This is a genomic window from Dietzia sp. 111N12-1 (assembly GCF_001658045.1).
In the GTDB taxonomy this organism is placed as follows: domain Bacteria; phylum Actinomycetota; class Actinomycetes; order Mycobacteriales; family Mycobacteriaceae; genus Dietzia; species Dietzia kunjamensis.
Genome location: NZ_LSSV01000029.1, coordinates 1 through 12,869, shown reverse-complemented (window position 1 = coordinate 12,869; position 12,869 = coordinate 1). Strand labels below are relative to the sequence as shown.

Below are 12,869 nucleotides of genomic sequence, written 5' to 3'. Positions count from 1 at the left end.
CCCTGGGAGTCGTGACCGACTTCGCACCGACCGCCCCGGACGTCGCCCTGCTCTTCGAGGGCGGCGGTATGCGGGCGGTGCACACCGCCGGAGTCGTGGAGACGTTGATCGAGGCGGGCATCCACACCGGGTTGGTCGCGGGGATCTCGGCGGGTGCCTCCCACCTGGCGAACTACGTGTCACGCGACGCGGTCCGGGCCCGCAAGAGTTTCGTGGAGATGGCGGCGGACCCGAACTTCGGCGACTGGCGAAGCTTCGCCCGCGGCAAGGGTCTGTTCAACGCCGAGTACATCTACGAGCAGGCCGGACTGCCGGACGAGGTGCTCCCGTACGACTTCGAGACGTTCGACGCCAGCGGTACCGAGGCGCGGATCGGGACGTTCCGCTGCTCCGACGGAGAGACCGTCTTCTGGGGCGAGGACGACATCACGTCGATGAGCGACCTCATGAGGATGGTCCGGTCGTCGTCGACGATGCCGGTGTGGATGCCGCCCGTGCTCATCGACGGCGAGTACTACGTCGACGGGGCGCTGGGCCACGACGGCGGGATCCCGCTGTCGGCGGCTCGCGACGCGGGGTACGACAAGTTCCTGGTGGTGCTCACCCAGCCGCACGGGTATCGGAAGATCCCGCCACGGCGGCTGACGCCGTTCTACCGCTCCTACTTCCGCCGGTTCCCGGCGGTGGGGGAGGCGCTGATGCACCGCTGGGCCCTCTACAACGAGACCCTCGACGAGATCGAGGCGTTGGAGGAGTCGGGCGAAGCACTGGTCTTCCGCCCGCACCGGGTGATGATCCGCAGCTACGAGCGGCGCGTCGACCGTCTCGCCGAGGCGTATGTCCTCGGGCGGGAGCAGGCCAGGCGTGAGGTCGACACCTGGCTCGACTTCTGCGGGATGTAAAGCTTCCGAAATCGCGACACGCCCCGGTGGCGGACCACCGGGGCGTGTCGAATCAGATCAGGAGCCGAACAGCTCCGCGCCACCACTGAGGGTGCCGAGTACGTAGGCCGGGAGGCGCAGCAGGCCGTCGATGGCCGCCGAACCGAACGGCGCGGGGATGAGCTCGGCCGAGCCCGCTGCAAGTCCTGCCCAGAAATCAGAGAACATGGTGTGTCCTTTCGATGTGGTACCCACCAGCTGTGGGCTATGTCTCAGACAGTACGGTCGGTCGCGGGGCCGACGCCACCGCCGAATCGTGAACTTTCCGCTCCTTAACTAATTGCCTAACCGTTATGCTGCACGGTTCCCACTTTATGAGGAAATGCCTAGGCTGACGGCGGGGCGTCTGGGGTGCGGATCCACCACAGGGATGGGTCGTCAGATCAGCTCCGGAAGGAGTGCATCATGGGAAGTCTCGTAGAGCTCGCCGGGTCGTCGATGGCGGCGGCCGGCAGTCTCGTACAGGAGTCCGGCTCGACCCTCGTGGATTCGGCGACGTTCCTCCCGTTCCACATCGTCCAGATCCTCTGGGGGACCCTGTTCGGCATCGCCGGGGATCTCGGCTCGACCTTGCCGGGGGCCTGAACTCGACGTCACCTGAGTGACGACGGGCGGGCGGGGGTCGGTTAGGTCACCCTGGATAGACAGACCAGTCTGTTCTGACTATTGTCGCGGGCATGACCGATACTGCAGCCGCCCCCCGCCCTGCTCGTCCCGCGCGGGCGCCCAAGCCGCAGGGGCAGTGGAAGATCGACGGCAAGCTGACGCTGAACCACAACGAGGAGTTCAAGCTCACCGACGACGCGCTCAACGTGCGCCAGCGGATCCTGGACACGTACTCCAAGGAGGGCTTCGCCTCGATCCCGTCGGACGACCTCTCCGGCCGTATGCGCTGGTGGGGCCTGTACACCCAGCGTAGGCAGGGCCTCGACGGCTCCCGCACCTCCAAGCTGGAGGCCGACGAGCTGCAGGACGAGTACTTCATGATGCGCGTCCGTACCGACGGCGGCGCGGTCACCACCGACCAGCTGCGCGTACTCGCGGGGATCTCGACCGACTTCGCCCGCGGCACCGCCGACATCTCCGACCGGCAGAACATCCAATACCACTGGATCGCCATCGAGGACGTCCCCACCGTCTGGCAGCGGCTCGAGGACGTGGGGATCGACACCGTCGAGGCCTGCGGCGACTGCCCGCGCGTCATCCTCGGCAGCCCAGTGGCGGGCGTCGCCGAGAACGAGATCCTCGACCCCACCCCGGTGATCGCCGAGATCAAGGCCAAGTACATCGGCACCCCCGAGTTCTCCAACCTCCCGCGCAAGTTCAAGTCCGCCATCACCGGCCACCCGAGCCTGGACGTGGTCCACGAGATCAACGACATCTCGCTGGTGGGCGTCGAGCATCCCGAGCTCGGACCCGGTTACGACCTGTGGGTGGGCGGCGGCCTGTCCACGAACCCGCAGCTCGCGACCCGCATCGGCGTGTTCGTCCGCCAGGAGGAGGCCGCCGAGGTCTGGGCCGCCGTCGTGGGCATCTTCCGCGACTACGGCTACCGCCGCATGCGCACGCGCGCCCGGCTCAAGTTCCTCATCAAGGACTGGGGCGCCGAGAAGTTCCGCCAGGTCATGCAGGACGAGTACCTGGGCCGCGAGCTGCCGGACGGCCCGGCACCCCGCCGCGGTGTCGGCTCGGGTGACCACGTGGGCGTCTTCGAGCAGAAGGACGGCCGCTACTACGTGGGCGCCGCCCCGACCGTCGGCCGCGTGGGCGGCGAGAAGCTGGCGCAGGTCGCCGACCTCGCCGAGGCGGCGGGATCGAAGCGCGTCCGCTTCACCCCGCACCAGAAGCTGCTCGTGCTGGACGTCGAGCCGGACAAGGTCGACCAGCTGGTCGACGGACTGGCCGAGATCGGCATGTACGCCCGCCCGAGTTCGTTCCGCCGCGCCACCATGGCGTGCACCGGCATCGAGTTCTGCAAGCTCGCCTTTGTCGACACCAAGGACACGGCCACCGCGCTGGTCGACGAGCTGGAGCGGCGCTTCGCCGACGACGCGCCCCTGCGCACGCCGCTGTCGATCCACCTCAACGGCTGCCCCAACAGTTGCGCCCGGATCCAGACCGCCGACATCGGGCTCAAGGGCCAGCTGCTCGACGGCGACACCCCCGGATTCCAGGTCCACCTGGGTGGCGGGCTGGCCTCCCAGGACCAGGAGTCGGGTGGGCTCGGGCGCACGGTCCGCGGCCTCCGCGTGCCGTCGGCAGAGCTGCCCAACTACGTCGAGCGCGTGATCCGCAAGTACATGGACACCGGTGCCGGCGGCGAGACCTTCGCCGAGTGGGCGCACCGGGTGGATGAGGAGGCCCTCGTATGACGGCTGTAGCTCTGGACCTGCTGCCCCGCAGCACGGTCCTCACCCCCGGCCCCGGCCGGAAGCGCACCACCTCCGAGCTCAAGGCGATCGCCGAGGAGGCCGGCCGTCGCTTCGACGACCGCGGCCTCTACGGCAACCACTCCGAGATCGACCCCGCCGAGGTCCTGGCCTGGGCGGGCGAGACCTTCGGTGACGCGCTCGCGGTGGCCTGCTCCATGGCCAACACGGTCGTGCCGGAGATGACCGCACCCCACGCCCCCGGCGTGGACGTGCTGTTCCTCGACACGAGCTACCACTTCTCCGAGACCGTCGGCGTCCGCGACGCGCTCGCGGCCACGCCCGGCCTCAACGTGGTGGACGTCCGCAGCCCGGCGACCCGCGAAGAGCACGAGGCCGCCCTCGGCCCGCGCCCCTTCGAGACCGACCCCGAGCTGTGCTGCCGCCTGCGCAAGGTGGAGCCGCTGGACGCCGCCCTGTCCGGCTACGAGGCCTGGATCACCGGCCTGCGCCGCGTGGACACCGACCACCGGGCCGGCGCGGCCATGGTCGAGTGGGACGAGAAGCACTCCATGGTCAAGATCAACCCGCTGGTCGCGTGGACCCTCGAGCGTGTCCACGACTACGCGGCCGAGCACGGCTGCCTGCTCAACCCGCTGCTCGACGACGGCTACCCGTCGATCGGCTGCGAGCCGTGCACCCGCCGTGTCGAGGCCGGAGCGGATCCCCGCTCGGGCCGCTGGGCGGGATCGTCCAAGACCGAGTGCGGCATCCACCTGTGACCAGTGCGCTCTCGGCGCCGCCCGCCGGCCCGGCACCGACGCCGGCGCTGGACGGGCTCCCGCTCACCGTCGGCCTCGCCGGTCGCGAGGTGCTGCTCGTCGGTGCCGGGCCCGTCTCGGCCCGCCGGGCGGAGACCTTCCTCGAGGCCGGCGCGGTCCTGCGCGTGGTGGCCCCGCGCGTCGACCCGGCCATGGCCGACCTCGCGGAGCGGGCATCCGACCACCTCGTCGTCGTCACCAGGTCGTTCACCCCATCCGACCTGGACAGTCCCTGGATGGTGCACGTCGCCACCGGCGACCCCCTTGTCGACGCGGAGATCGCCGCCCTGTGCGAGCAGCGCCGCATCTGGTGTGTCACCGCGGGGGACGCCGGGCTCGGCTCGGCGCGGGTACCCGCGCGGACGGCCGTCGCGACGCCCGCCGGCCTCGTGCGCATCGCGGTCGACTCCGGCGACCCCCGGCGGTCGGTGCGCGTGGGACGCCACGTGGCGCGCTCGCTGGCCACCGCGCCGGCCGGCCTCCGCGCCCGGCGCCGCCCGGCCACCGGGTGGGTCGCGCTCGTGGGTGGCTCCGGCGACGGTGACCTGCTCACCGTGCGCGCCCGACGCCTCGTCCACGCCGCGGACGTCCTGGTCACCGACGGCGCGGCCGACGCCGCGCTGCTGACGGAACTCGACGACGACGTCGAGGTGCTCGAGACCGGACCCGGCCTGCCCGCCGCCCGCGTCGCCGAACTGGTGGCGACGCGGTTCGCCGCGGGACACGGGGTCGTGCGGATCGCGGCGGCGGCCAGCCTGGCCGCGCGGGCCCGCGAACTCGACGCCGTCGGGGTGGAGTTCGAGGTCGTCCCCGGCGTGGTCTGAGCAGGGCAGTCCGGGCAGGGCGGCCGTCTAGCCCCAGGCGGCGGTGAGGGCGTCGTCGATGCCGTCCCGCACCGCGCTTCGCACCTCGTCGATCGCCGGCGGGGCCCCCGGGTCCTCCCACACGATGGGCCGGCCCGCGGCCAGCACGGGGCGTCGCGGAGGTGTCCTGGCGTGCTCCCGCCCGTGGTAGACGATCCCGACCGGTAGGACCGCCACCCGGCCGCCCCCCTCGCGGACACCGCGGACCATCTGGCCCACCCCCTTCTTGACCGAGTCGAGACGGAGCGTGCGGAGGTCGTCGGCCGAGGAGTTGGTCCCCTCGACGAAAGTCAGGACCACGCCGCCCGAGGTGAGACGATCCACGCAGAGACCGATGAGCCGGGCCGCCGCCGCGTCGTGCACCTCGCGAGCCGTGCCCTGGTAGTTCTTGGCCCGGAACACCGGGACCGTCCCCGTGTACTCGAAGACCGGGCGCAGCGGGCCCCGGAAGAGCGGGTCCTTGGTCAGGCCGGTGCCGCTCGACAGGAACCGGACCCGCTTGTCGAACACGCCCGAGGCCAGGACGAACGGGTCGTGCTTGGACGGGTGGTTGGCGGCGACGACGATCCCCACCCCGGCGTCGTGGAGACGGTCCAGCTCGGACACGGTCTCCGGCGCGATCCGCAGCTCGGGGGCATAAACGGCCCCGACGAGGGCCAGCAGCGGGTGGGTGAAGCCGTCGCGCCGCCGACCGGGGCCGTAGAAGTCGTACACGGCCTCCCAGTTGGCCACGGTCACCTCTGGCCGCGCACCCCGCCTGCCGCCTGCGTTCATCCCCCCAGTGTCGCCGAGCAGCTGCCGCCCCGCACCCGGATTGCGGCATGCTCGAAGGGTGAACGCTCCCGGGATGACGTCATGAGCCCCCGCCTCCTGCTGGTCGCCCACGGCACCCGGGCGGCGGCCGGCCGCCGCGTGCTGGGTCGGGTCCTGCTGGAAGCGCGTAAGCAGCTGGCCGGCGTGGACTGCCGACTCTCCTGGGTGGACGTCCAGTCACCCGGCCCGGGCCGGATCCTCACCGACGGCGCACCGACGGTCGTGGTCCCGGCCTTCCTTGCCCGCGGTTACCACGTCACCCACGACGTCGGGCAGGCCTGCCGCGACGCCCCCGGCCCGGTCGTCCAGACGCCGCACCTCGGTGCGGAACCGGAGGTCGTGCGGGCGCTGATGCAGCGGCTCGCCGAGGCCGGCGCGGTGGGCGCGTTCGGCGCGGACGCCGTGGTCCTGGGCGCGGCGGGGAGTAAGAACGCGTCGTCGATCGCGGAGACGAGGGCGCTCGCCGACAGGCTCTCCGACCTCATGGGCGTGCCGGTGACCTCGGGTTTCGCCTCCGCGGCGGTCCCGACCGTCGCCGAGGCGGTCGAACAGTTCCGCACCGGGGGGCGACGTCGGGTGGCGGTCGCGACCCACCTTCTCGCCCCCGGTTTCTTCGCCGATCGAATGGCCGCGGCAGGCGGGGATATCGTCTCTCCGCCACTCGGCGCACACCCGGAGATCGTCGATCTCATCGTGCGGAGATATCGCGAGAATTCCGACTCTTTCGGCCACTGAACAACTGTGGAATATCCCCGAAAAGTTCAGCACTGAAAACATTGTCGAGAAGCGTTATCCAAAACATACGTGTGCGTATGTCGACTTCCCTGTGCATAATGTCTTCATATAGAGAGCAGAGTCGGCCAAGGGAGAAGAACACATGGCACAGCAGTTCCAGGTGCAGTACATCGACGACCTCGACGGAACGGATCTCGGCAGCGACGCCAATACGATCACGTTCGCATTTGACGGTAAGGAATACACGATCGACCTCAGCGACGAGAATGCTGAGAAATTCCGCGAGGTAATGGCTCCGTACGTGGAGAACGGCCATCGTGTCTCGTCCAGTGGCAAGGCCAAGCCTGCACGCCGGGCCGCGGCCAAGTCGTCGTCGTCGGGCGATACCAAGGCGATTCGCGAATGGGCCCGCAGCAACGGTTACGAGGTCTCCGACCGCGGCCGAATTCCGTCCGACATCATGGACGCCTACGCCGCGGCCAACTGATACGGACACCGGTCTGTACGAACAACACCCGGACGCGGACTAACCCTGTCGCCACTCGACGAGGCGGCGAGCTGGAATCGCGCACAAAGGTAAGGCCCGCAGTCCCCGCGAGGGGCTGCGGGCCTTTCTTTTCGCACGCTGACCTTTTCGCACGCTGACCGCTCGGGGCCCGCCGACTCTCTCGAGTTGCCCGGCCCGGCGCCGAATTCCCTTGTCCTGGTTCAGCCGGGTCGTGCGTCCGGAACGGACCGAAGACGGCGCGCAGCCATGCGTGGATCGGAACACCGTCACAGCAGGTGGGACACCGTTGCCACGGCGTGCTCGGCGGCGCCGGCCCGGCGCGGGGCGCGGGCGTGATGGCGGTGCCACGACATCGGCATCACGGCGTCCGCCGCGACACGCCACGCCGCTATGACGCCGATGTCGTCGTCGTCGTCGTACCCTGCCGGGGTGACCCCTTCCTCGCCGCGCGCGGCCACCCGCGCCTCGACCCAGGCCGCGACCCGCGCCCCACACCACGCTCAGTACGACGAGGCGCTGCGCCGGGGGATCCTCGACGAGGCCACGCGACGGCTCCGGGACGCGGCGCCGGAGACGCTGGGACTGCGGCCGCTCGCCGCCTCCCAGGGCACCTCCACCACGGCGATCTACACGATGTTCGGCGGCAAGTCCGGCCTGCTCGCGGCCGTCGCGCACGAGGCCGACCGGCAACTGGCGGCCGCCCTGCGCGAGTCGCTGCGGCACGACAGCGTCGAGGGCGACATGCGGTCGCTGTGCCGCGCGTACCGGCGATGGGCACTGGAGAACCAGGGCCTGTACGGGCTGGTCGTGGGCGAGCCGGTGCGGTCGCCGCGAGCCGGGATCGCCGGGGCCGGGGACGGCAGGGGTGGGGACAGTGCCGTCGACGCGCTGTGGCGCGAACCGCTGCTCGAGGTGGTCGACGCGGCCGTCGACGAGGGCGTGTTCCGGTCGGCCGACGTGCACGAGACCGCCACCGCGATCTGGGCGTCGCTGCACGGGGTCGTGTCGCTGGAGCTGAGTGTGTGGCGGTCCTCGCCCAGCGCCGAGCAGTACTTCGAGACGCAGCTCGCGGCGATCCTGCGGTCGTGGGCGGCGGGGTCGGCGGGCGGCTCGGCCGGGTTCGGCGCGTACGCCGGCGCCACCGGCACGGACGGGGTGGCCCGATGAGCGAACGCGCCTTCTTCACCCTGGACGACAGCGGGGCGTACCTGCCCACCCGGTACGCCCGCAGCGCCTGGTCGGACAGTATGGTCAACGGCCCGGCCGTCGTGGTGGCGGCCGCCCGGTCGCTCGAGCACGAGTTCGGTGCCGAGGAGTTCCAACCCGCCCGCCTCACGGTGGACCTGTTCGCGCCGGTGCGCAACGAACCCCTGGTCGTCCAGACCGAGGAGATCCGCAGCGGCAACCGCATCCGCGTGGCCGACGCGCGGCTGATCCAGGGGGGCAAGGCCGTCGCCCGCGCCACGTTCGTCCAGCTGCGCCGCGGTGAACAGCCACCGGGGACGGTGTGGCGGTCCGGCCGGGAGCTCGCGGCGCCGGCCGACGCGGATCCGGGGGAGACCGGGCCGGGGACCAACGTGTTCTTCGGCAGCGGCCAGCCCGGCCCCTCGTGGGACCGCGACATGGGCGTGCACCAGAACGACCAGCGGAAGCGCTTCTGGATCCACCCGCTGGACGTGGTGGAGGGCGAGCCGGCCTCCCCGTTCCAGCGGGCCGTGATCGTGTCCGAGTCCACGAGCCTCATGACGCACTGGGGCGACGAGGGGATCGGCTTCATCAACGCCGACCTCACCGTGGCGCTGGCCCGGCTGCCCCGGTCGGGGGACATCGGGATCGAGGCCGACGAGCACGTCAGCGCGGACGGCGTGGCCGTGGGCACCGCCTCGCTGTTCGACCGCGACGGGATCTTCGGCACCGGCACCGTGGTGGCGGTGTCGAACGCGGGGCGACAGATCGACTTCACCCGCCGCCGGGCGGACGGCAACGACCGCCCCGGGTCCGACGAGGCGACCCGCGTATGACCTCCCGGCTCGCCTACTCCAGGATGCTCGACGCGCTCGAGGCGCAGGTCGGGCTGGTGCGGTACGCCCTGGCCGGGGACGGGCTCGGGACCGGTGCGGACGTCACCGCCCCGGTGGCCTCGTGCCCGGGCTGGTCCGTGCACGACCTGGTGGTCCACCTGGGCGCGGTCAACTGGTGGGGCGCCGCCACGGTCCGCGAGGCCACGCCCGACACCCGGACCGGGGGAAGGGGAGCGGTCATGGAGTCCGCGCCGCCGGTGACCGAGGGCGCCGCCGCGCTCGCCGACTGGTACTCCGGTCTCACCGCCGAGATGATCGCGACGTTCACCGACACGGCCCCCGACGCCCTGGTCTGGACCTTCTCCGGCCCGGGCCGCGCCGACTTCTGGCCGCGGCGCCAGCTCCACGAGACCCTCGTCCACCGCTGGGACGTCGAGAACGCCCTGCACGGTGCCACCGCGACGACGCCCGTGCCGGAGGACGTCGCCGTCGACACGGTCGACGAGTTCTGTACCGTCATGCGCCCGCACATGGCCGCCCACGTCCCGCCGCTCGCGGTGACGATCCGCCTCCGCGGCGTCCCCCACGCCCCGGAGGGCCCGGCCGCGGTGGGCCTCGCCGCGGGCGCCGAGCCGGTCGGGGCGAGCGCCCTCGGCGCGCTGGAGTGGGAGCTGCCCGGTACGGACGGTGCGGGCCCCGACTCCACGGGCGTGGTCGAGGTGGCGGGGCCGCCGGAGACGCTCGCCTTGCTGCTGTGGGGCCGCGTCGGCCCCGATGCCGCGGGCCTGGAGATCACCGGTGATCGCAACGGCCTCGACGCCGCCCTGGAGGCCGGACTGTCCACGTGAGCGGACCGACGCAGTGAGGTTCCCCGCCGCGGTGGCACTGGTCGCGCTCGGTGGCGCGGCCGGGACCTACGCGCGCGTCTTGGTGTCACTGGCGGTCCCCGATCCGGCGCTGGTGGCGACCCTCGCCGTGAACCTGGTGGGCGCGTTCGCGCTCGGGTACCTGGCGACCCGGCTCGCCGACGGTGCTGACCGGGATGGTGCTCGCCCCGGCCGGGAACGACGACGAGGTGTGCGACTACTGCTCGGGACCGGCTTTTGCGGGGGATTCACCACCTACTCCCTCATCGCCCTGCAGGCCGCGAGGCTCATGGACCGGGGCGATGTCCCCGTGGCCGTCCTCTACGGCGCCACCACGCTGGCGCTGGGCGCGGTGGCGACGATGCTCGGGATCGTGCTGGCGTCCCGGGGGCGACAAGACCGGGCGCGGGCGACCTCGTGAACATCACCGTGGTGCCCATGACGTGGGACGACGCCGTCCTGGCCGGGTGGCTCGCGCTGGGAGGGGGCGCCGGCGCGGCACTGCGGTACGTGCTGGACGTGGCGGTGTCGTCGCGCTGGCGGCGCCCGTTCCCGCTGGCGACGTTCCTCATCAACGTGTCGGGTTCACTGGCCCTCGGCCTGCTCGTGGGGTGGTTCTACGCCGGCGCCGCGAAGCCGGGGTGGTCACTGGCCGTCTCCGTGATCGGCACAGGTCTCCTCGGCGGGTACACGACGTTCTCCACCGCGAGCTACGACACGCTCCGCCTCGGCCGCGAGGGGCGGGTCGTCATGGCGCTGGCCTACGCGGTGGGCACGATGGCCGCGACGATCGCCGCGGCCGCGTCGGGCTTGTGGCTGGGCGAGTGGTGGGCCACTGTGTAGTGATGGGCACGGTGTAGTGATGGGGCATCGGATGTTCGTCGCGGTCGCGCCGCCCGACGAGGTTCGCGAGGAACTGGAACGGTTCCTCGAACCGCGGCCGGGTCTGGCGTGGACCAACCCCGCCCAGTGGCACCTCACCCTGACGTTCTGTCCCGACGTCGACGACTGGCGCCTCGACGAGCTGACCGAGCGTGTGGAGGCGGTCGCCCGGAAGCACGAGCCGTTCACGCTACGCCTGGCCGGCGCGGGGGCGTTCCCGTCCGTCGAGCGGGCCAAGGTGTTGTGGGCGGGGATCGACCAGCCCGAGGGGCGGCCGCTCCACGCGCTCGCCGCGGGCGCCCGTTCGGCCGTCAACGCGGCGGGCTGCGCCCCGGACGGCGCCCGGTTCCGTCCCCACCTCACGCTCGCCCGGCTCGGCGGCCGTGACGATGCGACCGCCTGGCTGCGGGTGCTCGACACCTTCACGAGCAGCCGGTGGGAGGTCTCCGAGATCGCACTCGTCGACTCGTTCCTCGGCGAGGGGCCGCGGGGCCGGGCCCGCCACGAGGTCGTCGCCCGATTGCCGCTGGGTGCGGGCGAGCGACGCTGGTGGGACCCGCCCGTGGGGTGAATCGGGCAGCCGGTCAGAGCATCGCGCACTGGCCTTCGCGCCCGCCGCCGACCTGGTTCGCGCCACCTGTCGGGGTCTGGGCGTTGGCCTCGCACTCGAGATCGCCGCCGATCGTGTTGCCCTCGAACCGCTGCGAATCGGTGTTCTCCTCCGACTCCAGGTCGCCACCGATGCGGACGTTCTCCACGATCGCCTCGCCACCGCGGTCCAGCTCGATCGACCCGGCTACCTCGCCGCCGGATACCAGGACGAAGGCGTGCCCCTCGGCCTCGATGTCCCCGGTGACGCGGATGGTGGTCGCCTCGAGTCGACCGCCGCCGAGGACGTCGATGTCGCCGGTGACGGTGAGGTCGGACAGTACGCACGTCTGCCCGTCGCGGACGGTGACATCGCCGGTGACGTCCTGCCCGGAGACTTCGGTGTCGCAGTTGGCGCGGTCGAAGTCGGTGGCCTGGTCCCGGCGGTCGCCGGCGGGTTGCTCGGTGGCCGGGGAGCTGACCTCGACGGGGGCACTGACCGTGGCCGTGACGGTCTCGGGCGCCTGCGCGTCCTCGGTGCCGTTCGAGCAGCCGGCGGCGGCGAGCAGTGCCGCGGCGGGCAGGGCGAGCAGGGCGCGGCGCCGGTCGGCGGTCGCTGTAGTGACGGGTGCTGTGGTGACGGGCGCGGCATGGACGGACATCGCGGACGACCTCTTCCCTCGGGGTGGTTCGACTCCACCGTAGGCCCGGCGGCGGACTCGGGTGGGCCCCGCGACGGCTACCGTATGGCGCGTGGAACTCATCGGGACCGTCGATCCGGCTCACCCTCTCGTCGTCGTCGCGCTGGAGCAGGAGGCACGGCACTTCGTCACCGACTTCCCAGTGCTCGTCACCGGCGTCGGCAAGGTGCGCGCGGCCGTGGCCGTCGCGCACGCGCTCGGTGGCGGGGCACGGCCGCGTGAGCTGGTCAACGTGGGCACCGCGGGCGGGTTGCACCCGGGCATGGAGGGCACGCACGAGATCGCGACCGTGTTCCAGCACGACTTCGACGACCCCGCCCTGCACGCCGTCACCGGCCGGCACGACGGCCCGCCGCTGGCGCTGTCCGCCCTGCGTGCGGTGACCCCCGAGCACGCCGCCGCGCCGTCGGGGCCCGGGGGATCGGCAGCGCCATTGCTCGCGACCGGCGACAGTTTCGTCGCGGGCGGCCCGGTGCGGGACCGCCTGGCCGGGATCGCCGACCTGGTGGACATGGAGGGGTATGCGGTGGCCGCGGCGGGCGCGATGGTGGGCGTGCCCACGCGGCTGGTCAAGCACGTCTCGGATGCCGCCGACGAGTCCGCGGGCACCACGTGGGTCGAGGGCGTCGACGCCTGCGCGCGGATCCTGGCGCAGTGGGTGGGTTACAGGTTGGGGTGAATGATCGAACGTGATCGAACCCTTGTGCTAGTGCGCCGGCGCGGGTATTGTCGAATGTAGGTTCGATGTCGGTGGCGGAGGG

General features: G+C 71.9%; 18 protein-coding genes. 14 read left to right on the top strand and 4 right to left on the bottom strand.

Annotated features, from left to right (window positions below):
• Positions 1 to 11 precede the first annotated feature (11 nt).
• Complete coding sequence (locus AYO52_RS07500) at positions 12 to 902, top strand: patatin family protein (protein ID WP_227022125.1); 891 nt, start codon at positions 12 to 14, stop codon at positions 900 to 902.
• A 57-nt stretch (positions 903 to 959) separates the two neighbouring features.
• Here the strand turns inward: AYO52_RS07500 and AYO52_RS18550 are convergent, their stop codons facing one another.
• Complete coding sequence (locus AYO52_RS18550; RefSeq protein WP_172812132.1) at positions 960 to 1,109, bottom strand: hypothetical protein; 150 nt, start codon at positions 1,107 to 1,109, stop codon at positions 960 to 962.
• Positions 1,110 to 1,346: 237 nt separating this feature from the next.
• On the opposite strand from AYO52_RS18550, the gene AYO52_RS07495 reads away from it, so the two are divergent.
• The 4 genes from AYO52_RS07495 to AYO52_RS07480 all read left to right on the top strand — a co-directional run bounded on the left by AYO52_RS07495 (position 1,347) and on the right by AYO52_RS07480 (position 4,955).
• The gene (locus AYO52_RS07495) at positions 1,347 to 1,526 is read left to right on the top strand and encodes a hypothetical protein (protein ID WP_143337720.1); all 180 of its coding nucleotides are present in this window, start codon (positions 1,347 to 1,349) and stop codon (positions 1,524 to 1,526) included.
• A 92-nt stretch (positions 1,527 to 1,618) separates the two neighbouring features.
• Positions 1,619 to 3,313, top strand: coding sequence for a nitrite/sulfite reductase (locus AYO52_RS07490; protein ID WP_067715396.1), 1,695 nt, complete (start codon positions 1,619 to 1,621; stop codon positions 3,311 to 3,313).
• Entirely contained in the window at positions 3,310 to 4,092 is a 783-nt protein-coding gene (locus AYO52_RS07485) for a phosphoadenylyl-sulfate reductase (RefSeq protein ID WP_067715394.1), read from the top strand. Before AYO52_RS07490 ends, AYO52_RS07485 begins: the two co-directional genes overlap by 4 nt.
• Positions 4,089 to 4,955 carry an NAD(P)-dependent oxidoreductase gene (locus AYO52_RS07480; RefSeq protein ID WP_067715392.1) on the top strand — a complete coding sequence of 289 codons (867 nt, stop codon included), beginning with the start codon at positions 4,089 to 4,091 and terminating at the stop codon, positions 4,953 to 4,955. The genes AYO52_RS07485 and AYO52_RS07480 overlap by 4 nt, the downstream gene beginning before the upstream one ends.
• Before the next feature lie 27 nt (positions 4,956 to 4,982).
• Here AYO52_RS07480 and AYO52_RS07475 read toward each other — a convergent pair whose 3' ends face one another.
• A complete protein-coding gene (locus AYO52_RS07475; RefSeq protein WP_067715389.1) occupies positions 4,983 to 5,768 on the bottom strand; it encodes a 1-acyl-sn-glycerol-3-phosphate acyltransferase in 786 nt (261 codons plus the stop codon).
• Positions 5,769 to 5,849: 81 nt separating this feature from the next.
• Here AYO52_RS07475 and AYO52_RS07470 point away from each other — a divergent pair, with 81 nt between their 5' ends.
• Both AYO52_RS07470 and AYO52_RS07465 read left to right on the top strand, forming a co-directional pair.
• Positions 5,850 to 6,542 carry a sirohydrochlorin chelatase gene (locus AYO52_RS07470; protein ID WP_067715385.1) on the top strand — a complete coding sequence of 231 codons (693 nt, stop codon included), beginning with the start codon at positions 5,850 to 5,852 and terminating at the stop codon, positions 6,540 to 6,542.
• A gap of 142 nt (positions 6,543 to 6,684) precedes the next feature.
• A complete protein-coding gene (locus tag AYO52_RS07465; protein WP_067715382.1) occupies positions 6,685 to 7,029 on the top strand; it encodes an Lsr2 family protein in 345 nt (114 codons plus the stop codon).
• Between the two features lie 287 nt (positions 7,030 to 7,316).
• Here the strand turns inward: AYO52_RS07465 and AYO52_RS18545 are convergent, their stop codons facing one another.
• Positions 7,317 to 7,508, bottom strand: a complete 192-nt coding sequence (locus AYO52_RS18545) for a hypothetical protein (protein ID WP_167492353.1) — start codon at positions 7,506 to 7,508, stop codon at positions 7,317 to 7,319.
• Here AYO52_RS18545 and AYO52_RS07460 point away from each other — a divergent pair.
• The 6 genes from AYO52_RS07460 to thpR are packed head-to-tail and all read left to right on the top strand — an operon-like array spanning position 7,480 to position 11,390.
• The gene (locus AYO52_RS07460) at positions 7,480 to 8,217 is read left to right on the top strand and encodes a TetR/AcrR family transcriptional regulator (protein ID WP_253701978.1); all 738 of its coding nucleotides are present in this window, start codon (positions 7,480 to 7,482) and stop codon (positions 8,215 to 8,217) included. The genes AYO52_RS18545 and AYO52_RS07460 overlap by 29 nt on opposite strands.
• A complete protein-coding gene (locus AYO52_RS07455; RefSeq protein ID WP_067715376.1) occupies positions 8,214 to 9,071 on the top strand; it encodes a thioesterase family protein in 858 nt (285 codons plus the stop codon). Before AYO52_RS07460 ends, AYO52_RS07455 begins: the two co-directional genes overlap by 4 nt.
• Positions 9,068 to 9,919 (top strand): maleylpyruvate isomerase family mycothiol-dependent enzyme, encoded by an 852-nt coding sequence (locus AYO52_RS07450; RefSeq protein WP_067715372.1) that lies wholly within the window; start codon positions 9,068 to 9,070, stop codon positions 9,917 to 9,919. Before AYO52_RS07455 ends, AYO52_RS07450 begins: the two co-directional genes overlap by 4 nt.
• A gap of 13 nt (positions 9,920 to 9,932) precedes the next feature.
• Entirely contained in the window at positions 9,933 to 10,358 is a 426-nt protein-coding gene (locus tag AYO52_RS07445; protein ID WP_067715370.1) for a CrcB family protein, read from the top strand.
• Positions 10,355 to 10,780, top strand: a complete 426-nt coding sequence (gene crcB, locus AYO52_RS07440; RefSeq protein ID WP_253701975.1) for a fluoride efflux transporter CrcB — start codon at positions 10,355 to 10,357, stop codon at positions 10,778 to 10,780. Before AYO52_RS07445 ends, crcB begins: the two co-directional genes overlap by 4 nt.
• A 19-nt stretch (positions 10,781 to 10,799) precedes the next feature.
• The gene (gene thpR / locus AYO52_RS07435; protein WP_067715367.1) at positions 10,800 to 11,390 is read left to right on the top strand and encodes an RNA 2',3'-cyclic phosphodiesterase; all 591 of its coding nucleotides are present in this window, start codon (positions 10,800 to 10,802) and stop codon (positions 11,388 to 11,390) included.
• A 13-nt stretch (positions 11,391 to 11,403) separates the two neighbouring features.
• Here thpR and AYO52_RS07430 read toward each other — a convergent pair whose 3' ends face one another.
• Entirely contained in the window at positions 11,404 to 12,069 is a 666-nt protein-coding gene (locus AYO52_RS07430) for a hypothetical protein (protein ID WP_067715364.1), read from the bottom strand.
• 91 nt (positions 12,070 to 12,160) lie between these two features.
• Here AYO52_RS07430 and AYO52_RS07425 point away from each other — a divergent pair, with 91 nt between their 5' ends.
• A complete protein-coding gene (locus tag AYO52_RS07425; RefSeq protein WP_067715362.1) occupies positions 12,161 to 12,787 on the top strand; it encodes a nucleosidase in 627 nt (208 codons plus the stop codon).
• The last annotated feature ends 82 nt before the right edge of the window (positions 12,788 to 12,869 follow it).

Excerpts from the sequence above, each read along its gene's own strand:
- AYO52_RS18550 (WP_172812132.1), bottom strand. The coding sequence starts at position 1,109 with ATGTTCTCTGATTTCTGGGCAGGACTTGCAGCGGGCTCGGCCGAGCTC.
- AYO52_RS07495 (WP_143337720.1), top strand. The coding sequence starts at position 1,347 with ATGGGAAGTCTCGTAGAGCTCGCCGGGTCGTCGATGGCGGCGGCCGGC.
- AYO52_RS07490 (WP_067715396.1), top strand. The coding sequence starts at position 1,619 with ATGACCGATACTGCAGCCGCCCCCCGCCCTGCTCGTCCCGCGCGGGCG.
- AYO52_RS07485 (WP_067715394.1), top strand. The coding sequence starts at position 3,310 with ATGACGGCTGTAGCTCTGGACCTGCTGCCCCGCAGCACGGTCCTCACC.
- AYO52_RS07475 (WP_067715389.1), bottom strand. The coding sequence starts at position 5,768 with ATGAACGCAGGCGGCAGGCGGGGTGCGCGGCCAGAGGTGACCGTGGCC.
- AYO52_RS07470 (WP_067715385.1), top strand. The coding sequence starts at position 5,850 with ATGAGCCCCCGCCTCCTGCTGGTCGCCCACGGCACCCGGGCGGCGGCC.
- AYO52_RS07465 (WP_067715382.1), top strand. The coding sequence starts at position 6,685 with ATGGCACAGCAGTTCCAGGTGCAGTACATCGACGACCTCGACGGAACG.
- AYO52_RS07455 (WP_067715376.1), top strand. The coding sequence starts at position 8,214 with ATGAGCGAACGCGCCTTCTTCACCCTGGACGACAGCGGGGCGTACCTG.
- AYO52_RS07450 (WP_067715372.1), top strand. The coding sequence starts at position 9,068 with ATGACCTCCCGGCTCGCCTACTCCAGGATGCTCGACGCGCTCGAGGCG.
- thpR (WP_067715367.1), top strand. The coding sequence starts at position 10,800 with ATGGGGCATCGGATGTTCGTCGCGGTCGCGCCGCCCGACGAGGTTCGC.
- AYO52_RS07430 (WP_067715364.1), bottom strand. The coding sequence starts at position 12,069 with ATGTCCGTCCATGCCGCGCCCGTCACCACAGCACCCGTCACTACAGCG.